This window comes from Sphingomonas fuzhouensis (genome assembly GCF_034659795.1).
Taxonomy (GTDB): Bacteria; Pseudomonadota; Alphaproteobacteria; order Sphingomonadales; family Sphingomonadaceae; genus Sphingomonas; species Sphingomonas fuzhouensis.
In genome coordinates, this window is the sequence record NZ_JAXSQY010000006.1 from 110,810 (window position 1) to 133,462 (window position 22,653).

Sequence of the window (22,653 nt, forward strand, 5' to 3'; positions counted from 1 at the left end):
CCAACGGGTCAAAGCCCGGACACCGGCACACCAGCCTCGTCTAGGCGGGCGAACAGATCCTGGAGCGCCTTGCGTTCCGACGGCGAGATTGCGAACTGCGACCGCGCGATCTTCTGCAGCGCGCCATTCGACCTAGGCGTGAGCAGTTGTCGCTTCGCCGCGATCGAGCGGATCAGCTCCGCCTTGCCCGCCAGCTGGACCAAGAGCGTGTCGAAACCGACATCGTAGTCGATGCGCCGGACCGCCGCCGCAGCCTTGCTCTCCTCGCGCGCCTCATCCCTACCCAGCAGCAGGTGGTCCGGCAGTTCCGGGATGTCGAACTCCATCTTGGCGACGCGTTCCCAGCACAGCTCCGACTTGCAGTATTCGCCGACGTTGCGGGTGTTGGTCGGAGCGTCACGGATCGCCCGGGCCACTTGCGGCGCGAGCGTCTCGATGGTGCGCGCCAGCTCCTCCGGGACGTCCTGAGACGTCCACACCGAATGCAGGTTAAGCCCGGCCCAGCCGGCACGCAGCGCGCGGTCGACGAGCCACGAAAGCGTGTAGGCGACAGTCTGCGACTTGTAACCGCGGTTCTCGGCATACCACTCGGAGGAGCCGATCGACCGATCCGTCCAGCGGAACACCAGCGCCTTCGAGCAGGCGTTGCGGTACCAGACCTCGTTGAAGCCAGCCTGCGCGGTCCGCCACCGCTCAGCTGTGCGCGCGGCGAAGTGCATGAAGCACTTCTGCGCGCCGCGCGACACGATGTCCGGGCGCGGCTCGAAGGTGGTCTCGAACTTGGCGAGGTCGGTCTTGTCGATGAGCTGCGCGCGGGGGAACTCCAGCTCGTGCTTCCGCTTCTGGGCCGGCGTCACGTAGGCGGTCGCATCGCGATACTGTCCGCGCGCGCGCTCGTAGAACCACTTCGACCCGGACAGAGCGCCGGGCTTCGGCGGCGCGCCGATCCGGCGGGAGATCTGCTCCATCGCGAGGTGGAACGGGTGGCTGGAGAAGAAGTCGGCCTCGCTGATCCGGTTCTGCGTGTTCGCGTAGCGGGAGATGCGGGGCACCAGCTCCTCGACCTGCGCAGGGTCGACGACCGACAGCTTCATCTGGACGTGGACCCCGGCGAGGTCGGCGCGGGACCTGTCCTTGGCGTAGAGGATGGACGCTGTCGTCTGCCCGCCGTTCACGATCTGCAGGTCGCGCACGCTGGCGATCGCGAGCTGCCCATCCGGCCGGCGGACGGTGGAGACGTCTGAGGCCGTCGCGGTCAGGCCGTTGTTGTAGGCGAAGAACATCCCCGGGTTCTCGCGCAGCGTGTCGATGATGCCGCGGTTCACCTTGGTCTTTGCCTGCAGGAAGGTGCGGACGTTCTGCTCGAGCAGGCGGGCGCCGTAGAGACCGTAGATGTCGGCCAGCAGCGGTCCCGGCAGCGCCACCAGATAGGAGGTGTAGTCTTCCCCGGCCGACGCGAGCAGGCAGGGCACCGGCTCGGCCCCGATCTCCTCGAAGACGACCTCTATCGGCTGTGGCGCAGAGCGGGCCGACACCGCCTCGGCATACCGTCCGAAATCGAAGACGCTGTAGGTGACCGGCCGCCCCATGATCTCCTCGGCGGCCTGCGGAGGGCGTTTGGTCGACATCCTGGCATTCGAGAAGACCACGACGCGCACGCGGCGGATGGCCGCCGGCTGGCTGTAGATAGGATACGCGACGCGGAAGGCGGGCGCCGTGTCCTCGAGCTCGTTGATGAAGGACGGGTCCGACGCCTGATCGACGAAGTTGCGGACCCGCTTCAGCAGGACGTCGATCTGCGCCGCGTTCAGCGTCTGCAGCGCGGGATCGGACCGGAAGTCGCAGACCGCGACGTAGAGCGTACCGCGGTCCACATCGATCGCGAAGCCGTCGACCTGCCACGGGTTCCTACCGCCCTCCCGCCTCGCCGGGGTGTGTTCGAGGTCGATGACCTCGCCCACCTCAGACGCGACGGCGGCGTAGAGGTTGAAAAAGGCGTCCGCCTGCAGGTCGCCGGAGGCGTCGGCCTCGAGCAGCAGCTCGTCGCGGAAGTGCGCATAGGCGTCCTCGAGCTCGCTCACGATCCGAACGCCTCGGCCTCGTCGATCCGGAACGGCAGGCAGTCTGCCACGGCGACTTGGTAGCGGACGCGCGACACGCCCGGCAGCAGGTCGCTCCGAACGATCCGCGGAAATCCGTCGCCCACGTGATACCAAGAGCGCTCGACGAGCGACCAGCGCGCATCGTAGCCGACGCCCTCAGCCCAGCCGGCGGCGTCAAGGCCGCCCCGGAGCCGAGCGTTGGCAGCGGGCGCCTGAGCTGTCGCGGCCAGCAGCCCGGCCACGACGTCGTCGAGGCTGTCCCCTGCGTCACCGGCGGCGGCCATGATGCACTGCCGACACAGCAGCACGGGACACTGCGAGGTGTCCAGCTGGTCCTCGGAAGACACCATTATGCGGGCGTCGGAACTGGCGCCCTGCGTCTTCACCTCGATGATCGACCCGGCGACCGCGAAGTCCTGCTCTTCGCCGTAAGGGCCTCGCCACGACGCGACGCCCGCGGCCATGCCGATGCGGGGCGGGAGGACGTCGCGGAGGAACAGCAGCTCGCCGAGCAGGCCCATCTCCTCTTGGCGGGACAGCCGGCCCGAGCGCCGGCGCGCGAGCACCTGCTGCCAGTGGCCCAGCCGGCCGAGCAGCATGCCCATCGCACGCCCGGCATCGTCGGCGCCGAGCGGGCGCGTCACCTCAAGTAGGTCGCCGCACAGGACGCGGAAGATCGCGAAGTCCTCTGCGTCGTGCAGCAGCAGCGTTAACCGGACGACGCCGTCGCCGGCGTCGTCGACCGCGACGTCCATGCCGGCGGGCGACTCCACCGAACCCGCCTTCGGCGGCACACGCAATGCGTCCAGCTGGAAGACGAATCGCCCGCGAGCGTCCCGCCCGATCCTGAAGTCCAGCGGGTGCGCCGGATCGGCCCGAAGCACGTTGAGCACGGTCGCGTCGCGCGGCGGCGCGATCATCTCCCACTCATTGAGCATCGTCGTCACCGTTGATCAGCTCTCCGTCGTCGTCCTCCTCGTCCTCCTCCTCGGCGGCAAATAGATCGAGCTGCCGGCGGTATACGGCGTTGACTTGATAGACGCGCGTGCGCGCGGGACGGCTCGAACCGGGGAGCGCCACGGATAGCGTGACGACCGGCGACCCGATCTCAAGCCCGGCGTCTGAATCGGACTCCTCGCCCGGACCAGGCGTCGGCAGGCTGGCGTTAAACATGTGCAGGAGCAGAAGCGGCTTGGAGCGCGCCGCGCAGTTGGCGCGTTCGACACCCATCTCGCCCGTCGCGACGATGCCGGGCACGAACGCCTTCTCCTCGTCCGACATGCCGAGGGTCACGTCCGGCTTGTCGGCAACGCGGCTCTTCTGACCGTTCACCCTGTAGGTGCCGTCCCTGACTTGGCCAGCGCCGCGCTGCCGCAGCCTGACCGAGATACCCGCCACCTCGGTGGCCGGTCCGTTTCGAAGCTGCGGGATCGCCACGTCCCAGACCGCCAGCTCGTCGCGGACGCGATCGGACAGGTAGTCGACCAGTAGCGAGGTGTCGCTAATCCGGCTAAGGTCGGTCTGCACCGGCGAGCACTCGTAGGCCCGCAGCATATCCATCACGGGACCGGCGGGCACCCCACGCCAGAGCAGGCCTCCGGTCACCTCCTCTGGCGGTCCGAGCGTGGAGATCAGCGCCGCCGCCGCCCTCTCGTTCCGGGCGTTGACCTCGGCACTGTTGATGAGCGCGTGTCCCTCGACGTGCCGAGCGCCGTAGTCCTGCGCGATCGTCATGGCGGTGGCGGTGCGCATCTTGTTCGCGGCCGTGACCCGGATCGCGAGCTGGCTCTGGCGCACCTTGAGGCCGAAGTCGGCCGGCGTCATCCGCAGCCGCTCCATCCGCTTGACCTCGAGGCGGAGCTCCTCGGTCGCGTCGTCCACGTCCTCGTAGTGGTCGAGCGACACCCTGGGCAGGTAGAGCCGGCAGATCTCCTCGTAGCCGGGTCGGTAGCCGAACCAGCGCGCCATCTGCATGAGCGTGTCGCTCGCCGCGGTGTTGCGCAGGATGTACGAGACCGTCAGCCCCTCGAGCGTCAGGCCGCGCGAGAGCGCCAGTCCGCCGACCGCGATCACGTGCAGGCCGTGCTCGCGATGCGCGGAGTAGTCGAGGACGCCGCCACGCATGTTCACCACCCGCGTCTGGATGCTCGACACCGCCTCAAGCAGGACCGGAAGCATGTCGTCCCAATCGACGTCGAGCCCACCGAACTCCTCCCCGAAGGTGTCACGGAGGTCGCGCATCACCGGATCGTCGCCACCCCCGGCGAGGCCCGCGTGCACAGTAATCGCCTCGCGGACCTGCGTCAGGTATCCGTAGAGCAGGCCGTGCACCGCGTCCTGGACGGCGTTGAAGCGGCTGACGTTCACCATCATCGAGCAGTGCTTGCAGCCTTGGCCGCGCAGGATGCGGATTGCCCGCGTCAGGCAGAAGACCCGGATCGCCTTGAGCAGCGAGGCCGGCAGCGCCGAGGGCAGCTCGTGCGCCTTGTGCGCGAGCGGCAGCACCCCTCGGTAGTCGTCGATCACCCTTACCATCGACTGCCTGAGGTCGCCCTGCTCCCAGAACACCCTTCGCGAGCCGACGTAGTTCGTCGGCGGGTCTAGCGCCTTTATGAAGTGGCGCGGGAAGAGGTCGTCATGCTCCATGTCCGCCGGTGTGTCGGGATCGATGAAAATGTTGGCGAACGGCGTCGCGGTGTAGCCGACGTAGGCCGAACGCGGGAAGCGACCGAGAATGTCGCGGATGACCCCGTTGATCGCAGTGGTGCGGCGCGGATCCTTGGCGGTGTTGATTGAGGCGTTGTCGGCCTCGTCGTCGATCAGGATGAGCGGGAAGGTCGCGGCGTCGTCCTGCTCGCCCAGCCAGTCACGCAGCCGCTCGAGCACACCCTTGTTCTTCTTCGTGACGAAGATGATCGGCTCGCTGTGTCCCGAGAGGCTGAAGAACATGCCGTCACGGCCGCTGACGAAGTCCGCGTCGCGCGTCGTGCCGTATGACGGGACACGCCTTGTGCCGGCGAAATTCTGGATCGGCATCAGCTCCGATGCGATCGGCCCGAAAACCGACTTCTTGCCGATGAATGTCTCGTCGAGCCGCTCCTGCGTTTGCGCGCGCAGCGAGTTGGTGATGCCGGCCAGCAGGATGATGACCTTGTAGCCCGCGTCCGCAGCCTTACAGATCAGCGCCGAGTAGTTCGTGGTCTTGCCGGACTGGACGTGCCCCATCACCATGCCCCGACGCGCACCCGCCGGAGACTCCGATGGATCGCCGCACTGGTCCAGCACCTGATCGGTGTCGTGGTCGAGCGTCGCCAGCACGTGCGCGGGAAGGATGCCTGTCTCCATGTAGAACCGGCGCAGCCGGTTCCAGTAGTAAAAGTCGATGTAGGGGCGGCGCTCGATCAGCCACGGACGCGCGTTCGAGACGATGATCGAACCGCGGCGCTGGCGCGTGACGAACGCTCCCTCCAGCTCCCGGACGACAGCGGTCCGGGCCGCCTCGTCGAGATGGCTAAATGGACCGGTCTCGACAAGGTGCCGTATCGCCCCCTCAGGCAGGGCCTCCCCCTGCGCTAGCGCGGCGCCGTGCAGCTCGTTCACGCGGCTCCGAAAGAAGGCCAGCTCACTCTCGTACGGCATCGACCCAGCCTTTCTTCTTCAGATGATCGCGGACCAGCGCGCCATGCGCCGACCACGGCTCGGTGGAGGCGAGCGCCTCGCCGAGGCCCTTCATTGTCCCGGCCTGCGCCAGCAGCGAGGGCAGCGACGCGTCGAGCGTGTCGAGGAATGCCCGCGCATCGAACTCGCCCTGGCTCATGGCGTCCGGCGCGCGGACGACGTCTTCGCCGATGGTGACGGCGGGGAACTGCTGCTCGATGAGCGTGATCGCCGCTGCAACCGTGCGGCCGCGCTCGGCGTCGGCGAGCAGGGACGCGACCAGCGGATGGTCGCGGTTGACGTAATAGCGGATCCGGCCACCGCGCGCGAACTTGCTCCACACCGAGACGGCGCCCTTGGTGGAAAGCCTGCCGCCACGCGAGCGGAACGCCTCGGCGGACCCGCGGCGCAGTCCTGCGACCAGCGCGCGCAGTCGCTCCCTCAGCACCGAAGGAAGCTGCGCGTCGGCCTTGTCGACGGTGATCTTCCACATCGCGTCCAGCGAGTTAGGAATGTCGATGGCGACGCGCACCAGCTGCGACAGCTCGCCGTGCCGGATCAGCCGGAACCAGGTCCCGTTCATGATCAGTCGACCCGCGCGGTAGACGTAGAACCCCTGATTGCGCAGGAATCCCTCCTCGCCGCCGAGCCGGTCGTAGTCCGACAGCGCCAGCTTCGAGAAGTGGGGCAGGACGTAGCCCCGGATCGCGATCATCGACCCGTCGGAAAGGTGGACCTCCTCGGGCGCGAGCGCTTGGGTCGCATTGTTGTCGCGGTGGAAGGGGTCGAAGGGGGCGATCGCCTGCCCGTTCAGGACGATTTGCAGCGGCCGCCCGCGGACCTCGCCGGCGAGGAACCGATGGAACAGGAGGGCAAGGCGTGCGCGCGCATGGACGACCAGCGCGTTGAAAGCCTCCGGCCCCAGCGTTCCATCCTCCGAAAGGCGGTCGCAATTGCGCCAGACGACCTCGGTGCCCGGAGCCGAAAGGACCAGCGGATCGGCGAGCGCGGTCAGCTCGGCCTCCTCCAGCAGTCCCATGCACCAGCCGTCGATGCTGTCGAGGTCCCACTCCGCGCCGCACGCATTGCCCCCGTCGTTCGAGATCACGGTGACCCGGCGGCACTGGGAGAAGGAAGCGGACTTCAGCCCCCAGCCAAAGCGACCGAGGTCGTCGGGGGATCGATCGTCCTCGGGGTTGGCGCTCGCGGGCCGCATGGCGGCGGCAAGCGCCTCCATCGACATGCCCTCGCCATCGTCGCGTATCCTCACCTCGATCCCAGCCTCCGAGCGCAGGCAGGAGATGTGAATGATCCGCGCGCGAGCCTTCAGGCTGTTGTCGACGAGATCGGCCAGGGCGCTCGGCAGATCGTAGTTGCCGAAGCTGCGCGCCGACATCATCAGCGCGGCCGCGTCCGGCGGGTTCGGCACGAATCTCAAGCTGATCCTTCCCCTTTGAGGAACTTAGACTAGAAATTCACGCGGCTATCAAGTCACCGGTTCCGCGAGTGCGCACCGCGGTGGAGATTCCACCGCGCACACGGGCGCTAATTGCCGTCGTGCGGTGCTATCGTCTGAACTCAAGCGAGTTTCCGCCGCGCCGAGGAAGCATGGCGGACCGTTTCTAAGAACCGCGCACCTATTTGCGATAGTCGATGCCGGAGGCGTGGATGCCGCCGCCGCGACGCTCAGCCAACCGCAAGCGGTCGTTGGCCGATGGCTGCCCGACCGGAAGGCACGGCTGACCACGACCTCAGCGTTACCATGGCAGAGGTATTATTGTGTCCGCTCCTTGAAATACGAATTTAGCAGCAGCCGGTCTGCAATCAGCCTAATCCCGGCCGGCGGGCGGCACCTGAACGAAGGACCGGTTTCGGGCTGCGCTTGGGGTATCGCGAACGTCGAGTTCTGGATCATCACGCCTTCCGCCGCGATGCGCATTCCCTGTACGATCCCGTCCGCGACCGCTCCTCCAGCGGCAGCAGGGCCAGCGGTGCAGGCGTGAGATGCGCAGTCAGGTTCGGCGTCGCGTCGCACATCAGACCCAGCCGCTTCTGAATGATCGCCGCACCGCCCTTCACGAACCATGCCTTGCAATATTTACGCGGCCCCGTACCCTCGCGGACATGCCCCAGGATATCATCCATATAGACCTGCTTCGCGTCTGAATCCTCGAGAAAACTTGCGCCGGCGGTGCGCATTGAATGGAGGTCTGCGCGCTTGCCCGAGGAGGTTCGCAGGAGCGGTACATTCTGATCGACATAGTCGAGCAGATACCGACCAGCGCTGGCGTAGAAGCGGATCCCACCACGCCTTTTGAGATCACCCCGGTACAATTCCGGGAACAGCATGCAGTGACCTTCTGCCTCGATCGCAGCGACGTACCTCTGGAAGCCGAGCCGCAATAGTTCCGGATGTAGAGGGATGACACGGTGGCGAGAGCGACGTTTCAGCCCTGCCGCCGTTTCGCCGTTCTTGCTTTTGGTCATGTTAGCTTTGACGATCAGGAAGGGCGTGTCGACGTCGAACACGATCTCGCTGCATTCGAGCCCGCACGCCTCTTCGCGGCTCATGAAGGTGTAGGCCAACAGCAGCGGGACCCAGTATGCAGCATCCTGCCACACCTTGTCATCGGAACCGGTCTTGAACCGTCGGCTGCACCCGCCGCCGCCCGTATAAATCGGAGCCTTGAAGGCGCAGACTAACTGCTCCTCCGTCCACGGCATCCGGTCAGGATCGGTGGGATCATCTTGGACCTTGGCGGTGTGTTCGTTGAAGTCGACGATGAGATCCTTGCCGAATCTCGGCCGCCACGACGCCTTGGCCAGCTCCCGCGAGAAGCGCGCCATGATCGTCAGATCGCGATTGTACGTACGATCGCTGCGCGGCGTTTTCTTCGCCATCGCGTCGACCTCCACAAGCACCTCCTGCAGCGGGCGACTCATGGCGCCCGCCTCAGGCGTTCCCCATCTGAATTCCGTGGGTAGCTTCCTCAGGGTCTGGGCATAATGCAGGGCATCGGCGGGGCCATAATCGCATAGGCGCTTGTCGCCGGTGATCCACCCGAAGCTGCGTATCACACGCCGACGCTGGTCCAGATCCTCGTCCCAGTCGCCCGCGCTCTGGATCATCTTGATGGTGTCCTCGATGATCTCGTTGAACCGCCGCGTGTCTTGGGTGAGGAACGGGGAGTCGGGCTGACCCGCGCTAGAGGATCGATGCGGATCAGCCTGACCGAATGGCGTTGGGGTTGAAGGCGCAACCGGCTGGCGCCGGATCGCCGCGACGACATCGTCGTCGAGCAGTGCCGTGTACGGATCGCCCCGGCTGGCCGCGAGCGGGTGATCGGCGAGCGCTGCACGCGCCTGCGCTTCTGCACGCGCCCGAAGGATTTGCACGCGCGCGTCATCTATCGCGCGCGGGGTCGTCGGTGCCGACATCGCCGTCAAGGCGCTCTCGGCATCACGTTGCGCGCTCTTATGGGGCGCCAGCGAACGGAGCATCAGCACGACGGCTGCACGATCCTCGTCCGAGAAGCCGTCGGTCAGCTCGTCGACGATGGTCTCCGGCACGCTGCCCGCGTCGGCGGGCAGACGCGCGGCGATCCGATAGGCCGCTTCCAGCACCCGCACTGTGCGGCGGTTCCCTTGCAGCTCGTCGGGAGCATCGAATTGGGAGGCCATCGCCAGCCCTAACTCCTCGTCGAGCCCTGCGCGGAAGATGCGCGTCAGTTCCTGCGCCTGAAGGAAACCGCGGCTGGTCCGGTTGAACATCTGCATCGCCATCATCTCCCATCGAGCGGACAGCCGGGGGACGAGGCGACGTGCCTCGACCGGGTCGGCCGTACCGAGCGAGATGCTTATAGGATGGTTGACGACGCTCCGCTGGTACAGGCGGCGGCGGTAGTAATAGCGCGCGCCACGCCGGCACAGATAGGTGATTGAGGCCACGTCCCACGTCTCGTCCGGTCGCCGGCACGGGCTTCGGTTGCGGGCGGACGACGGCGGCGCGTGCGCAGCTTGGTGCTACAGCCAGGTGTCCCGCGAAGCGCGGCCGGACGCCGGAATGGCGGAAATCCGTGGGTTCAGTGCGGAGATGGAGCGGGTGAAGGGAATCGAACCCTCGTCGTGAGCTTGGGAAGCTCCTGCTCTACCATTGAGCTACACCCGCGTACCGATGCTGCCTATTCAAGCCTCGGGAATTTGGCAAGCGGGGCGACGCAAATTTCTTTCGGGGCGGGGATCAGCCGATGATGGACTGGCCCAGCGTCATCGTCTTGCCGTTGGTCACGATCACCCGGTCGCCGATCTTCGTCGCGGCGAACAGTTTTTTGGCAAAGCCGATCGGCACCCCGATGCAGCCATGGGTGGCGTTGCCATAGCGCACGTCGCTGGCATGGATGGCGACGCCGTCATTGGTCAGGCGCAGCATATAGGGCATCGGTGCGTCATAAAGGTTCGACACATGGTCCGCATCCTTTTGCAGGATGGGGAACACGCCGAGCGGCGTCGGCATATTGTCAGCACCGTAGATGATCGCGGCGGTCCCGATCTCATAACCATCGCGGAAGATCGAGACGACCTGCGCCGCCAGATCGACGGTGATGACGATCGGCCCCTGCGGCGCGCCGCTTTCGTCCCACACGAAATCGCCGTGACGCAGCGGCGCCTTCAGGTCCAGGATATGACGCACGACGAAGGGTGCCGGGGTGGGGGACGGGGGCGGCGGAGGAGGGGCGGGTTCCACGGGAGGCTTGGGAGGCGTCGCGCTCGGCCTCACAGTTTCCGGCTGCGCAGCGTCACCATGCGCGGCATGGCGGACGAGCATCACGCCGCCGCCCACCGCGCCCAGGAGGATCGCTCCGGCCAAGATCTGCATGCCTCGCATCGCGCTGACGTTAAGAACCTTCGCTGAACAATGGGTTAGTGGATCTCGACCGTTACATGGCCGATCATGGGCATGTCGTCGAGCCGCTCGTGGACGGCCTTGGTCGTCAGCGTCGCATCGATTCCCTCGACGGAGAGGATCACGGCATGGGCTGTGGGGCCGATCCGCCAGATATGGAAATCATGGATGCGGATATCACCTGGTCCCTCGACCCGTTCGCGCACTTTGACGGCGAGTTTGGGATCGGCGACATCGAGCAGCACCGTCGAGGCCTGCCGCATCAGCCCGACCGACCAGTTGGCGATGACCACCGCACCCAACAGGCCCACCGCCGGATCGAGCCAGACCCAGCCCAGATAGCGACCCGCCACCAGCGCCAGGATCGCCATGACCGAGGTCAGCGCGTCGGCCAAAACATGGATATAGGCGGCACGCATATTGGTATCGCCGCCATAGCGATCATGCTGATGGTCGTGGTCATGATCGTGCGTATCGTGGTGATGGCCATGCGAATGTCCGTGGCCGTGGCCGTGGCCATGATCGTGACCATGCCCATGGCTATGCCCAGGCCCATGACCCAGCAGCCAGGCACTCACGATATTGACGACAAGGCCCAGCACCGCGACCAGGATCGCGTCGCTGAAGGCGACGGGATGCGGATCGGTAAGCCGCACCAGGGATTCATAAGCGATGCCGAGCGACACCAGCCCCAGCACCATCGCCGAGCCGAAGCCCGCCAGTTCGCCGACCTTTCCGGTGCCCCAGCTGTAACGCGGATTGGCGACATGTCGCTTGGCATAGGAATAGGCGATGGCGGCAATCCCCAGCGCGCCGACATGGGTCGCCATATGAAAGCCGTCCGCCAACAGCGCCATCGATCCGGTCAGATAGCCCGCAACGATCTCCGCGACCATCATGCCCGTCGACAGCCAGACCACCAATCGGGTGCGCCGTGCATTCTCGTCATGGGCATGGCCCAGATAATCATGGTCGTGGGTCGTCACGAAATCGCGTCCTTGCTGTGCGGGAACCGAGGGGGATGGGGGATCAACGGAAATGGCGTCGGAGCAGCTTGGCCAGTTCGGCCGCCGCGGCGGTCCGTTCCGTATCGGACAGACCGGGGGCCGCGACATGGGCGTGGAGATGATCCTCGACCAGTTCGTCCATCAATCCCGCCACCGCGCCGCGCACCGCCGCCACCAGATGCAGCGTCTCGGCGCAATCCGCGTCGGCGCTGACCGAGCGTTCGATTGCCGCGACCTGTCCCGCGATCCGCCGGACGCGCGCGATGATCTTTTCCTTGCTGGTCGTCACATGGGCCATAACGGATAGGGGTATAGGGTATATTGCGGTCCGGATCAACTTCCGGGTTGCCGATCAGCGAGCGCATCGGCCAGAAGGGCCATCGACGACAGGCATGGGGATGATGATGGTAAGCGTATGGCGATGGACCCTGGCGATGGCGGCGCTCACGGTGGCCACACCGGTCGCGGCAGAGTCGATCCTGTTCGTCGGCAACAGCTTTACCTTCGGTGCCCATTCGCCGGTCATGCGTTACCGGCCCGATCATGTCCGCGACCTTAATCGCGAAGGAATCGGCGGCGTGCCTTCGCTGTTCAAGACCTTTGCCGATGAGGCCGGGCTCGACTGGACGGTAAGCCTGGAAACGGCGGGCGGCCGCGATCTGGCCTGGCATTACGAACATAAGGCGAAAGAGATCGATCGCCGCTGGGACGTGGTCGTGTTGCAGGGATATAGCACGCTCGATCCGCAACGCCCCGGTGATCCGACCCGCCATGCCGAGGCGGCCGGGCTGATTACCGCGATGCTGCGCCGGGCCAATCCGCGCGTTCGGGTCGAGCTGGTCTCCACCTGGAGCCGTGCCGACCTGACCTATCGCACGCCCAGCCCCTGGCGGGGCAAGCCGATCACCGCGATGGCCGACGATCTGGCGGCAGGCAACGCCTATGCGCTGCGGCGCTACCCGGAGATTTCGGGTACGATTCCGGTCGGACAGGCCTGGAACCGCGCCTGGGCCGAGCGTGTCGCCGACCCCAATCCCTATGACGGCATCGCCTTTGGGCAGATCGACCTGTGGACCTGGGACCAGTATCACGCCAGCGCGGCGGGCTATTATCTGGAGGCGCTGGTCATTTTCGGGAAGATCACCGGATATGACGTGCGGCGGCTCGGCGAGCAGGAGCGGGCCGGGATCGACCTGGGACTGGAGCCGCGCCTCATCGGGCGGCTGGAGGCGATCGCCCATGCCGAGGTGACGGGCGTCACGCCGTAACGATCGTCCCGTCCCGGACCGCAACCGGCCAGGGTGTCAGCCGCTGTCCCATGCACGGGCCGCCCAGACATTGACCGTCCTCGACCGTAAAGATCGCGCCATGCCAGGAACAGGCGATACGCTGCCCATCGGGCGTCAGATAGGCATCGAGGGTCTGCGCCAGCGGTAGCCCCATATGCGGGCAGCGGTCGACATAGCCATGAACTGCCCCACCCCGGCGAACGACGAAACCGTGAAAGCGCCCCGCCCGCATCTGAAGCACGAAGTTGCGTGCCTCGCCGTCTGCGATCGTATCCAGCGGCCCCAGCGTGATCCCGGCAGGCGTGGCCGTCAGGCGTTCGTCACTCATACCGCATCGCCCTGGACTTCAGGCGTGGCCTCCGGCACGCGGTCGCGGAGCCGTTTCGCGGCTGCCGTCAGCCGGGGAAAGGCGGACAAATCGACGCCGAACCGCTCCGCATTATAGACTTGCGGCAGAATATGGCAGTCGGCAAGCGTCGGCGTATCGCCATAAGCATAGGCCGCGCCATGCCGTTCGATCAGCGTCTCCAGCGCCGCGAAGCCTTCCGTCACCCAATGGCCGATCCACCGGCCGATCGCGGCTTCGTCGGCCCCCATCGCCTGACGCAGCATGGTCAGCACGCGCAGATTGTTGATCGGGTGGATATCGCACGCGACGATCGCGGCCATCGCGCGGACCACGGCCCGTCCTGCGCGGTCACTGGGGAGCAAAGGCGGATCGGGATAGCGCTCCTCCAGCCATTCGAGGATGGCGGGGCTCTGGATCAGCGGACCGTCCGGGCCTTCCAGTACCGGCACCAGTCCCTGCGGCTGGAGCCTGCGGTAGTCGTCCGCACGCTGCGCGCCGGTGCGCAGATCATGCGCCACGCTGGCATAGGACAGGCCTTTCAGCGCCAGCGCCAGTCGCACGCGATAGGCCGCGCTCGACCGCCAATAGCCGTGGAGCGTCAGGCTCATGGAAGCTGGGCCTTGGGGAAGTCTTTCCATACCGCATCATAATCGAGTTGGGCATGCGCCAGCGCATGTGTGGTCGGGCGATAGGGCCAGCAGCTTTCGACCATGAAGGCCATGGTGCCCTCGATCCGGTGCGGCTTTAGGTCCGCGTTGCTCGCCCCCTGCCAGCTGGCGAGGTCGGGGCCGTGACCCGCCATCAGATTGTGCAGCGACAGCCCGCCGGGGCGGAAGCCCTCGGCCTTGGCATCGTAAGCGCCGGTAATCAGGCCCATCGCCTCCGACATGACGTTGCGGTGGAACCAGGGCGGGCGGAACGTGTCCTCCGCCACCATCCAGCGCGGTGGAAACAGCACCAGATCGGCATTGGCGCGGCCGGGCACGTCGCTGGGCGAGGTCAGCAGGGTGAAGATCGACGGATCGGGATGGTCGAAGCTGACCGTGTTGATCGTGTTGAAATGCGACAGATCGTACCGCCAGGGGGCGAGATTGCCGTGCCACGCGACCACGTCGAGCGGGCTGTGGTCGAGCGTCATCGTCCAGAGCGAGCCGAGGAATTTCTGGACGACCTGGGTCGACTCGTCGCGATCCTCGAACCAGGCGACGGGCGTCTCGAAATCGCGGGGGTTGCCCAAACCGTTGGCGCCGATCGGGCCGAGATCGGGCAGGCGGAACAGGCTCCCGTGGTTCTCCGCGACATAGCCTGCCGCCTCGCCATCGGGCAGTTCGACGCGGAAGCGAACGCCGCGTGGGACGAGCGCGATCTGGCCCGGCGCGATGTCGATGCGGCCCAGCTCGGTCAGGATGGTCAAGCGGCCGGATTGGGGCAGGAAGACCAACTCGCCGTCCGCGTCGACGAAGACGCGCGTCATGCTGCGGTTGCAGGCATAGACATGGACCGCGACGCCTTCCAAATCCGCCGGATCGCGGTTGGCGAGCATCGTCGTCACGCCGTCGATCCAGTCGGTGCCCGGCGGCGTCATCGGTGCCGGGTCCCAGCGCAGGCGATTGGGGGGCAGGGGGGCGTCACTGGTGCCGGGGGCGAAGCGGGGCGCGCTGTCATACCGCTCATAGGGCGGGTGCTCGGCGGTGGGGCGCAGGCGATAGAGCCAGGAACGGCGGTTTTCGTGACGCGGCGCCGTGAAGGCGGTGCCGGAGAGCTGTTCGGCGTAAAGGCCATAGGCCGGGCGCTGCGGCGAGTTGCGGCCGATGGGAAGCGCGCCGGGGACCGCCTCGGTCGCGACGTGGTTGCCGAAGCCGGGGATGTAGGATGTCGTCATCTCTTTTCCTCTCCTCTTCTCGCACCCTCTTCCTCCCCTGTAAGGGGAGGTGGCAGGCCGTCAGGCCTGACGGAGGGGTATCCCGCTATCGATAGGGCGACACCCCTCCACCATGCTTCGCATGGTCCCCCTCCCCCTTACAGGGGAGGAAGGAACCGTGACGGTCAGGCGTCGACGGTAATCACGCCGCGCCGGATCTGGTCGAGTTCGATCGACTCGAACAACGCCTGGAAATTGCCGTTGCCGAAGCCCTCATTGCCCTTGCGCTGAATGATCTCGAAGAAGATCGGACCGACCATATTCTCGGTGAAAATCTGGAGCAGAATGCCCTCTTCGCCGACATTGCCGTCGATCAGGATGCGGTTGCGCTTCAGCCGGTCCAGGTCTTCGCCATGGTTCGGCACGCGCTTGTCGACCAGTTCGTAATAGGTCTCGATCGTATCCTGCAAACGGACGCCGCGCGCGCGCAGCTTTTCGACGGTTTCGTAGATATTGTCGGTGGTCAGCGCGAGGTGCTGAATGCCTTCGCCATTATATTCGCGGATGAATTCCTCGATCTGGCTCTTCTCGTCCTGGCTTTCGTTCAGGGGGATGCGGATCGCCTTGTCGGGGGCGATCATCGCCTGGCTGAACAGGCCGGTCGCCTTGCCCTTGATGTCGAAATATTTCTGTTCCTCAAAGCCGAACAGCTTGGAGTAGAAGCCCGACCAGGTCCGCATCTCGCCGCGACGGACATTGTGGGTCAGATGGTCGAGCAGGTCGAGGCCGACATTGTTCTCGGCCTCCGCCTGCTGCCAGCCCTCGATCTCGTTCCAGTCGGCGAACAGGTCGTCGCCCGCCTTGACCAGATAGAGATAGCTGCCGCCGATCCCCTCGATCGCCTTGGCCTCCGGGGTCAGGCAGCCGCTGGTCGCGTCGACCGGCGTCGCACCGCCCTTGACCGCATGGTCGAACGCCTCAGCCGGGTCGGCGACGTAAAAGCCCATGCCGCTGGCCGAAGGGCCATGTTCAGCGCGGAACGCCGCCGCCTGGCCTTCCGCCTCGGCATTGAGCAGCAGGGTGATGCGGCCTTGCTTGTACCGCGTGATCGCCTTGGCGGGGTGCCGATGGGTGGGCGTGAAGCCCATCATGTCGAACTGGCGCGCCAGCGTTTCGGGTTCGGGGGTGGTGAATTCGCAGAAAGCGAAGCCGTCCAGGCCCAGCGGATTGTTCGGGGTGGTTGCCATGACGTCCAACTCCTGATCCAGTATCTTCCGTTACCAGATCGCAGAATGGGGAATTGGTGTCAAATGTTACGATCTCGCGAATTGCGGCTGGACGGCTTTCTTCCCTATCGGTTGTCGATCACCTCGAACCTGGTCAGCGACCATATCGCCAGCGCCTATCAGCAGCTGTTCGGGCTCACGATCCCCGAATGGCGGCTGATCGCGATCGTCGCGGAGGAGGAGGCGGTTGCCCAATCGGCGGTGTGCGAGCGCAGCCGGATGGACAAGGTCACCGTGTCGCGCGCCGCGATCGCGATGGTCGGCCGCGGCCTGCTCGCGCGCACGGCGCATGACGGCGACCGACGCTCGCACCTGCTGGTCCTGACCGATGCGGGACGCGAGCTTTACGCCGATGTCGCGCCCAAGGCCCTGGAGTTGGAGGCGCAGCTCTTCGCCGGGTTCACGCAAGCCGAGTTGGATGCCTTTGTCACGATGCTTCAACGGATCGATGCCGTGGCACTCGCCCAGCGCGATTAGCCCAGGATCGAGCGGTAAAGCTGGACGTAGCGGTCGGCCATACGGTCGACCGAGAAGCGCTCTGCGGCCACCTTCCGGCAGGTTGCCCGGTCGATCTCGCCGACCCGGCCGATGGCGTGGATTGCCTGCTCGACATTATCCACCAGAAAGCCGTTGACGCCGTTCTCGATCAATTCCGGCATCGACCCACGCCGGACGGCGATGACCGGCGTGCCGCAGGCCATCGCCTCGACCACCGAGAGGCCGAACGGCTCGTCGAAATTGATAAGATGGAGCAGCGCCCTGGCTTGACCCAGCGCTGCGGTACGATCCGTCCCACCGACGGGACCGCGATAGACGATGCGGTCGTCGTCGACATGAGGGCGAACCTCGCGCTCCCAATAGCCCTGATCCTGGATGATCCCCGCCATGATCAGACGCCGGCCGGTGGCCTGGGCCACTGCGATCGCCTCGGCTGCACCCTTGTCGGGATGGATGCGACCGAAGAAGAGGAGGTCGTCACTACCCGTTGGATCAAAAGGAAATTCTTCGATCGGGATGCCGTGATGGATGGTGTCGGCATAACGGAGCCGGGGATGCCGGTCCGCATCCGAAATGGCCACATAATACACCCTGTCCTGATAGGGCTCGTACATCGGCATGATGCGCTCGGACGAGAAGCCATGGATCGTCGTCACCATCGGCGTGTCAACCAGCCCAGCAAAAGCATGGGCGGGGAAGTCGGCCTGGTTGTGGATCAGGTCGAACTCGCCCGCCCGTTCGAACACGGCGGCGAGGTGCCGCATCTCCCAGACCTTGGCATCGACCGATGGATCTTCCGAATAGGGGGCGGGGACGGGGCCTGCCAACGTGGCGGCGGTGATGCTATCCTGCGTCGCGAAGAGGGTGACGTCGACGCCGCGTGCGACCAGCGCCTCGGTCAGCAGGCTCGTCACCAATTCCCAGGGGCCATAGGCGCGCGGCGGGGTGCGCCACGCGATCGGGGCAATCATTGCGATTTTCATGCGGCGGTATCGACTTTCAGGATCAGCCCCTCATTGGGGCGGAGCAGGGCAGGGACCGGGGCAGGCAGATCGCCCAGCGTCGAAACGATGGGGCGGCCCGGCGGTAGATCGACGGCGGCGGGCGCCTCGCCGAGATTGAGGGCGATGATGAAGCGCTCGCCATCCTGTTCGCGTTCATAGGCCAGCACGGCACCCTCGGCCTCGATCAGCCGGATCGATCCCGTCGCCAGCGCCGGACTCGTCCGCCGCAGCGCGAGCAGCGTGCGGTGAAGCGCCAGCATTGAGGTCGGGTTGGCCAATTCCTTGGCGACATTGCGTCCGGCCCATCCGGCCCCTAGAGGCAACCAGGGCTCGCCGGTGCTGAAGCCGCCATGCGGGCTGTCGTCCCAGACCATGGGCGTACGCACCGGGTCGCGGCCCAGGCCGAGGCCCGGCTCGCGCAACTCGCGGGGATCACGGACACGGTCGGGCGGAATGTCGCCATTCTCCATGCCCAGTTCGTCGCCATAATAAAGCGTCGGCGTGCCACGGAGCGTCAGGAGCAACATCGCCGCGACCCGCGCCTGGGCCGGGCCGCGCCTGGTCGCGCTGCGCGGGCGGTCATGATTGCCGAGCACCCAGTTGGGCCAGCCGCCGGGGGGCAGGGCAGCCTCATATTCGGCGATCATCCGTGCCAGATGCCGGGCCTCCCAAGGCGCGTCGATCAACTGGAAGTTGAAGGGTAGGTGCACGCCCTCGCCATGCTCGCCATAATAGCGCATCAATCGCGCGACCGGCAGGTATATCTCGCCGATCAGCACCCGTTCGTCGCCCTCGCGGCCGAACGCATCGGCAATGGCCCTCATCTCGGCGGCGATGTCGTGGACCTCGGGCTGGTCGGTCGAATGAAGTTGGAACACCCGGTTCATCTCGCCCGTCGCCGGGTCCCAGTCCGGATTGATCGGATTGTCGGGAAAGCTCGCGTCCTTGACGATGTGCCACAAGACGTCGATCCGGAACCCATCGACCCCGCGCGCGAACCAGAAGCGCAGCACGTCGAGCATCGCCGTGCGGACCGCCGGATTGCGCCAGTTGAGGTCCGGCTGCTCCTTCAGAAAGGCGTGGTAATAATATTGGCCCGTCGCCTCATCCCAGGTCCAGGCCGAGCCGCCGAAATCGCTGATCCAGTTGTTGGGCGGACCGCCACCGGGCGCGGCGTCGTGCCAGATATACCAGTCGCGCTTGGGATTGTCGCGGCTCGACCGGCTTTCGACGAACCAGGGGTGCTGGTCCGAACTATGATTGGGCACGAAATCGAGCAGCAGCTTGAGCCCGCGGGCATGCGCCGATGCCAGGAGCGAGTCGAAATCGGCCAGCGTGCCGAACCGCGGATCGATGCCGCAATAATCCGCCACGTCATAGCCAAAGTCGGCCATAGGTGACGGAAATATCGGCGAAAGCCATATCGCATCGATCCCCAGATCAACCAGATAGTCGAGGCGGCTCTCGATCCCGCGCAGATCGCCGATCCCGTCGCCATCGCTGTCCTGAAACGACCAGGGATAGATTTGGTAGAGGACGGCCGATTGCCACCAGGGCCGAGCGCTCATGCGAACAGAGCCTTGGACAGGCGTGTCATGCGACAGGCGAGATCGGCCTCGCCGCTGGCCACCAGATAATGGTCGCCCATGTCGATCATCCCGGTCGAAAAGACCACGGGGGTCGGCAAGTACATCTGATGAGCGATCGACGCGGTCAGCGCCGGATCGGCCTCCAAAACGGGTCGATCGTCGGCAAGATGGAGGATGCGTGTTGGATCGTCCTTGTCGAACAAGGCCCAGAAGCTGCGATAGATGCCGACCGCCTCGCGCCGCTCGACGCCGTGATAGAGGGTCAGCCAGCCACGCTCGGTCAGGATCGGCGGTGTGCCGCCGCCCACCTTCATCGCCGAGACGGAGTCCTTGCGCGCCCTGATGCCGGGAGCCTCGAGCGGCTTCCAATGCAGCGCATCGGGGGAGGTCGCGAAATTGATCGATGGCCCACCGACGAACGGGCTCTCATCCGGATAGGCGAAATAGACTTCGCCAAGCGGCCGGGTCAGCGCCATGAAGCGACCTTCGACCAGCCCTTCGAAAAACAGCATATCCTTGTTCTGGTGGTCGAGGATGATCCCCGCCAGCCGATAGTCGAGCCCATTGTCGGAGATATGGAGCGTCGTCGAATGCCGTTCGGCCGACACCGAACAGGTGGTCATGTACCAGCGGTCGCCGACCCGACTGATCCGGGCGTCCTCGACCCCATAATCCTGCCACGTCGCGGCCGGTTCGATCGCCTTGTCATAATGGACGGCGATGATGGCCGAGCCATCGGCCGACAGTTCGACCGGCAACAGCCAGGATAGCGAGGTCAGCGCCAATATCCGGTGGGCGCTGCCGCGAATGGCGAACTGGCGCGGATCGGTCATGTCGACCCCCGACAGGGGATAGCGGTCGAGCACATAGCCGTCCGGCGTCCAGCGGATCGCGCGGACATGATCGCCATCGACCGGCTGGCTCAGCGCCTCGGCCACGCGGACCATCAACAGGATATTGCCATTGACCAGCCGGGTCATGCCGGGGTTGAACGCCCCCAGCACATAGGTCGGCTCGTTTATGCCGCGACGGAGGGGCGAGCGGGACAGATCGACATCGTCGGGGCGGAAGATCAGCAGGTCGTCGGACATGGCCCGCCAACGCCCGCCGTCATCCCCCGTTCCCGATCATGCGCGCAGGATCATCCGGCGGTCGCGACCTTCAAGAAGACCGACCAGCGATGTTCGAAGAAATTGTCGGGATCTAGCCCGCTGAACGGATCGGGCAGATCGAACTGCATCCGGCGGCTGGGGCCGTCGAGAATGTCGGCCAACAGGCTGAACAATGCCATGGCACTGTCGTCACGCCGCAACAGCCCGGCATCCTGTGATGCCTGGATGCAGGCGATGATCGGATCGGACAACACCCGGTCCCATGTCGCGAATCGCTGACGCAATTCCTCGGAGAAAACGGCCTCCGATGTCAGAAAGGCCATGAAACGGACCGAGTCGGGCTCGACGCAGAAAAAGAAGAAACGGCGCGCCGAATTCTTCAATCGCTCCAACGGATTGGCCCCGATGCTCTCGTCCAGCATCGTCTGGTTCAGCCGATCGAGGTCGCGCGTCACCACCGCATCGAGCAGCGCCATCTTGCCAGCATAGCGGCGATAGATAGTATGCTTGCTAACCCCCACGGATAAGGCGATTTCTTCCATCGAAGTCCCCTCGATCCCGCGGCTGCAAAACGCCTCGCGCGCGCCGGAGAGGATGATGTCGTCAATATGCTGCGCCTGCTCTCGCGTCGGGCGTCCAGCGGTCCGTTTGGTGACTGTCATGATCCCCCTTCTGCGGCCTCCCACGGCATAGGTCAAATTTAATTGCACCTAGCCGTTGCTTTTTTGCAAGTGCGAGGTACAGGGGATTTGAATGACTTAAACGTCACGTGGTTCAGGGAGTTTCACGGCGTGTCCAAATTTACCGTCCTGGGGCCGTCGCTTGCGATGGCATTGGCACTGGCCGCCTGCGGACAAGGGGCGTCTGAGCAGCAGCAGGCAGCTCCGCCGCCGCCGCTCGTCACGGCGATCACGGTGCAATCGGCCGCAGTGCCCAACATCATCGAACTGCCCGGCCGGATCGAGGCGATCCGCAGCGCCGAAGTGCGCGCCCGGACCGATGGTATCGTCGAGCGGCGCCTGTACCGGGAGGGCACCGACGTCGCCGAGGGGCAGCCGCTCTTCCGCATCGACCAGCGCGATTACCGCGCCCAGGTGCAGCAGGCACAGGCCGCGCTCGCCCGTGCCGAGGCCGCCCGGATCAATGCCGCCTCGATCGTGCGGCGTTACCAGCCGCTGGTGTCGGAACGCGCGGTCAGCGCCCAGGAGTTCGACGCCGCCCAGTCGACCTTGCGCCAGGCGGATGCCAGCGTCGCCGACGCCCGCGCCGCCCTGTCGCGCGCGCAGTTGCAGCTCAGCTACACCATCGTCCGCGCGCCGATCGCAGGCCGGGTGGGCCGTGCGCAGGTGACCGAGGGCGCACTGGTCAGCGCGACCCAGGCGACGCCGCTGACCCAAGTCGACCAGATGTCACCCATCTACGCCGTCTTCACCCAGTCGAATGCGGCGCTGAGCGAGTTGATCCAGCAGGCGCGTTCGGGTGGTCTGGCGCTGCCCGATTTGTCGCACATCACCGTGCGCCTGACGCTGGAGGACGGGTCGGACTATGGCCCGACCGGCCAGCTCGACTTTGCCGGGCAGACGGTCGATCCGACGACGGGCAGCCAGCAGCTGCGCGCACGCTTCCCCAATCCCAACCGCATGTTGCTGCCCGGCCAGTTCGTCCGCGCGCATGTCACGGCGGGCACGCTGCGCAACGGCATCTCGATCCCGCAGCGCGCGGTCCAGCTGAGCAACCAGGCGGCCTCCGTCATGGTGGTCGACGGGTCGGGCACGGTCCAGTCGCGCCCGGTGACGCTGGGTGGTCAGGTCGGCAGCAACTGGGTGATTCTGACCGGGCTCAAGCCCGGTGAGAAGGTCATCACCGAAGGTTGGCAGAAGGTGCAGCCGGGCCAGAGGGTCCGCATTCAGGAAGCTGGGCAACAGCCGGGCCAACCGGGCGGCGCACAGGCGCAGGGCCAGACGGGCGCTCAGCCCGCCTCAGGCCGCTGATCGCC

General features: G+C 65.8%; 19 protein-coding genes and 1 tRNA gene. 3 read left to right on the plus strand and 17 right to left on the minus strand.

Annotation, left to right across the window (positions count from 1 at the left end):
- Positions 1–8: 8 nt before the first annotated feature.
- From U1H82_RS13570 to U1H82_RS13610, 9 genes are all read right to left on the minus strand, one after another.
- Positions 9–2,081 (minus strand): AIPR family protein, encoded by a 2,073-nt coding sequence (locus U1H82_RS13570; RefSeq protein ID WP_322965488.1) that lies wholly within the window; start codon positions 2,079–2,081, stop codon positions 9–11.
- Positions 2,078–3,040, minus strand: coding sequence for a PD-(D/E)XK motif protein (locus tag U1H82_RS13575; protein WP_322965641.1), 963 nt, complete (start codon positions 3,038–3,040; stop codon positions 2,078–2,080). Before U1H82_RS13575 ends, U1H82_RS13570 begins: the two co-directional genes overlap by 4 nt.
- Complete coding sequence (locus U1H82_RS13580) at positions 3,030–5,702, minus strand: Z1 domain-containing protein (RefSeq protein WP_322965489.1); 2,673 nt, start codon at positions 5,700–5,702, stop codon at positions 3,030–3,032. Before U1H82_RS13580 ends, U1H82_RS13575 begins: the two co-directional genes overlap by 11 nt.
- A 22-nt stretch (positions 5,703–5,724) precedes the next feature.
- Positions 5,725–7,188 carry an ATP-binding protein gene (locus tag U1H82_RS13585; protein WP_322965490.1) on the minus strand — a complete coding sequence of 488 codons (1,464 nt, stop codon included), beginning with the start codon at positions 7,186–7,188 and terminating at the stop codon, positions 5,725–5,727.
- Between the two features lie 485 nt (positions 7,189–7,673).
- Positions 7,674–9,707, minus strand: a complete 2,034-nt coding sequence (locus tag U1H82_RS13590) for a DUF6538 domain-containing protein (RefSeq protein ID WP_322965491.1) — start codon at positions 9,705–9,707, stop codon at positions 7,674–7,676.
- A gap of 146 nt (positions 9,708–9,853) precedes the next feature.
- Positions 9,854–9,927, minus strand: a tRNA-Gly gene (locus U1H82_RS13595).
- A gap of 72 nt (positions 9,928–9,999) precedes the next feature.
- Positions 10,000–10,635, minus strand: a complete 636-nt coding sequence (locus tag U1H82_RS13600; RefSeq protein WP_322965492.1) for a L,D-transpeptidase family protein — start codon at positions 10,633–10,635, stop codon at positions 10,000–10,002.
- Positions 10,636–10,679: 44 nt separating this feature from the next.
- Complete coding sequence (dmeF, locus tag U1H82_RS13605; RefSeq protein WP_322965493.1) at positions 10,680–11,648, minus strand: CDF family Co(II)/Ni(II) efflux transporter DmeF; 969 nt, start codon at positions 11,646–11,648, stop codon at positions 10,680–10,682.
- 43 nt (positions 11,649–11,691) lie between these two features.
- Positions 11,692–11,967: a metal/formaldehyde-sensitive transcriptional repressor gene (locus tag U1H82_RS13610; protein ID WP_322965494.1), complete on the minus strand. Its 276-nt coding sequence runs from the start codon at positions 11,965–11,967 to the stop codon at positions 11,692–11,694.
- Between the two features lie 136 nt (positions 11,968–12,103).
- Here U1H82_RS13610 and U1H82_RS13615 point away from each other — a divergent pair, with 136 nt between their 5' ends.
- On the plus strand, positions 12,104–12,937 hold the full coding sequence (locus U1H82_RS13615; RefSeq protein ID WP_322965495.1) for a PEP-CTERM sorting domain-containing protein: 834 nt from the start codon (positions 12,104–12,106) through the stop codon (positions 12,935–12,937).
- Here U1H82_RS13615 and U1H82_RS13620 read toward each other — a convergent pair.
- The 4 genes from U1H82_RS13620 to hppD form a co-directional block, all read right to left on the minus strand.
- The gene (locus U1H82_RS13620) at positions 12,927–13,286 is read right to left on the minus strand and encodes a Rieske (2Fe-2S) protein (protein ID WP_322965496.1); all 360 of its coding nucleotides are present in this window, start codon (positions 13,284–13,286) and stop codon (positions 12,927–12,929) included. The genes U1H82_RS13615 and U1H82_RS13620 overlap by 11 nt on opposite strands.
- Positions 13,283–13,915: a maleylacetoacetate isomerase gene (gene maiA / locus U1H82_RS13625; RefSeq protein WP_322965497.1), complete on the minus strand. Its 633-nt coding sequence runs from the start codon at positions 13,913–13,915 to the stop codon at positions 13,283–13,285. The genes U1H82_RS13620 and maiA overlap by 4 nt, the downstream gene beginning before the upstream one ends.
- A complete protein-coding gene (gene hmgA / locus U1H82_RS13630; RefSeq protein ID WP_322965498.1) occupies positions 13,912–15,189 on the minus strand; it encodes a homogentisate 1,2-dioxygenase in 1,278 nt (425 codons plus the stop codon). Before hmgA ends, maiA begins: the two co-directional genes overlap by 4 nt.
- 164 nt (positions 15,190–15,353) lie before the next feature.
- The gene (gene hppD, locus U1H82_RS13635; RefSeq protein ID WP_322965499.1) at positions 15,354–16,415 is read right to left on the minus strand and encodes a 4-hydroxyphenylpyruvate dioxygenase; all 1,062 of its coding nucleotides are present in this window, start codon (positions 16,413–16,415) and stop codon (positions 15,354–15,356) included.
- A 63-nt stretch (positions 16,416–16,478) separates the two neighbouring features.
- Between hppD and U1H82_RS13640 the strand changes: the two genes are divergently transcribed.
- Positions 16,479–16,931 (plus strand): MarR family winged helix-turn-helix transcriptional regulator, encoded by a 453-nt coding sequence (locus U1H82_RS13640; RefSeq protein WP_322965500.1) that lies wholly within the window; start codon positions 16,479–16,481, stop codon positions 16,929–16,931.
- Here the strand turns inward: U1H82_RS13640 and U1H82_RS13645 are convergent.
- The 4 genes from U1H82_RS13645 to U1H82_RS13660 are packed head-to-tail and all read right to left on the minus strand — an operon-like array spanning position 16,928 to position 21,319.
- The gene (locus U1H82_RS13645; protein ID WP_322965501.1) at positions 16,928–17,935 is read right to left on the minus strand and encodes a glycosyltransferase family 4 protein; all 1,008 of its coding nucleotides are present in this window, start codon (positions 17,933–17,935) and stop codon (positions 16,928–16,930) included. The two genes, U1H82_RS13640 and U1H82_RS13645, sit on opposite strands and share 4 nt — an antisense overlap.
- Entirely contained in the window at positions 17,932–19,524 is a 1,593-nt protein-coding gene (locus U1H82_RS13650; RefSeq protein WP_322965502.1) for an alpha-amylase family glycosyl hydrolase, read from the minus strand. Before U1H82_RS13650 ends, U1H82_RS13645 begins: the two co-directional genes overlap by 4 nt.
- Positions 19,521–20,636, minus strand: a complete 1,116-nt coding sequence (locus tag U1H82_RS13655; RefSeq protein ID WP_322965503.1) for a glycoside hydrolase family 130 protein — start codon at positions 20,634–20,636, stop codon at positions 19,521–19,523. The genes U1H82_RS13650 and U1H82_RS13655 overlap by 4 nt, the downstream gene beginning before the upstream one ends.
- Positions 20,637–20,686: 50 nt before the next feature.
- A complete protein-coding gene (locus tag U1H82_RS13660; RefSeq protein WP_322965504.1) occupies positions 20,687–21,319 on the minus strand; it encodes a TetR/AcrR family transcriptional regulator in 633 nt (210 codons plus the stop codon).
- 129 nt (positions 21,320–21,448) lie between these two features.
- Here U1H82_RS13660 and U1H82_RS13665 point away from each other — a divergent pair, with 129 nt between their 5' ends.
- A complete protein-coding gene (locus tag U1H82_RS13665; protein ID WP_322965505.1) occupies positions 21,449–22,648 on the plus strand; it encodes an efflux RND transporter periplasmic adaptor subunit in 1,200 nt (399 codons plus the stop codon).
- Positions 22,649–22,653: the final 5 nt, after the last annotated feature.

Bases quoted from the DNA above. Each gene is read 5' to 3' on its own strand.
- U1H82_RS13575 (WP_322965641.1), bottom strand. From the start codon at position 3,040: ATGCTCAATGAGTGGGAGATGATCGCGCCGCCGCGCGACGCGACCGTG.
- U1H82_RS13600 (WP_322965492.1), bottom strand. From the start codon at position 10,635: ATGCAGATCTTGGCCGGAGCGATCCTCCTGGGCGCGGTGGGCGGCGGC.
- U1H82_RS13610 (WP_322965494.1), bottom strand. From the start codon at position 11,967: ATGGCCCATGTGACGACCAGCAAGGAAAAGATCATCGCGCGCGTCCGG.
- U1H82_RS13615 (WP_322965495.1), top strand. From the start codon at position 12,104: ATGGCGGCGCTCACGGTGGCCACACCGGTCGCGGCAGAGTCGATCCTG.
- U1H82_RS13620 (WP_322965496.1), bottom strand. From the start codon at position 13,286: ATGAGTGACGAACGCCTGACGGCCACGCCTGCCGGGATCACGCTGGGG.
- maiA (WP_322965497.1), bottom strand. From the start codon at position 13,915: ATGAGCCTGACGCTCCACGGCTATTGGCGGTCGAGCGCGGCCTATCGC.
- hmgA (WP_322965498.1), bottom strand. From the start codon at position 15,189: ATGACGACATCCTACATCCCCGGCTTCGGCAACCACGTCGCGACCGAG.
- hppD (WP_322965499.1), bottom strand. From the start codon at position 16,415: ATGGCAACCACCCCGAACAATCCGCTGGGCCTGGACGGCTTCGCTTTC.
- U1H82_RS13640 (WP_322965500.1), top strand. From the start codon at position 16,479: ATGTTACGATCTCGCGAATTGCGGCTGGACGGCTTTCTTCCCTATCGG.
- U1H82_RS13645 (WP_322965501.1), bottom strand. From the start codon at position 17,935: ATGAAAATCGCAATGATTGCCCCGATCGCGTGGCGCACCCCGCCGCGC.
- U1H82_RS13650 (WP_322965502.1), bottom strand. From the start codon at position 19,524: ATGAGCGCTCGGCCCTGGTGGCAATCGGCCGTCCTCTACCAAATCTAT.
- U1H82_RS13655 (WP_322965503.1), bottom strand. From the start codon at position 20,636: ATGTCCGACGACCTGCTGATCTTCCGCCCCGACGATGTCGATCTGTCC.
- U1H82_RS13660 (WP_322965504.1), bottom strand. From the start codon at position 21,319: ATGACAGTCACCAAACGGACCGCTGGACGCCCGACGCGAGAGCAGGCG.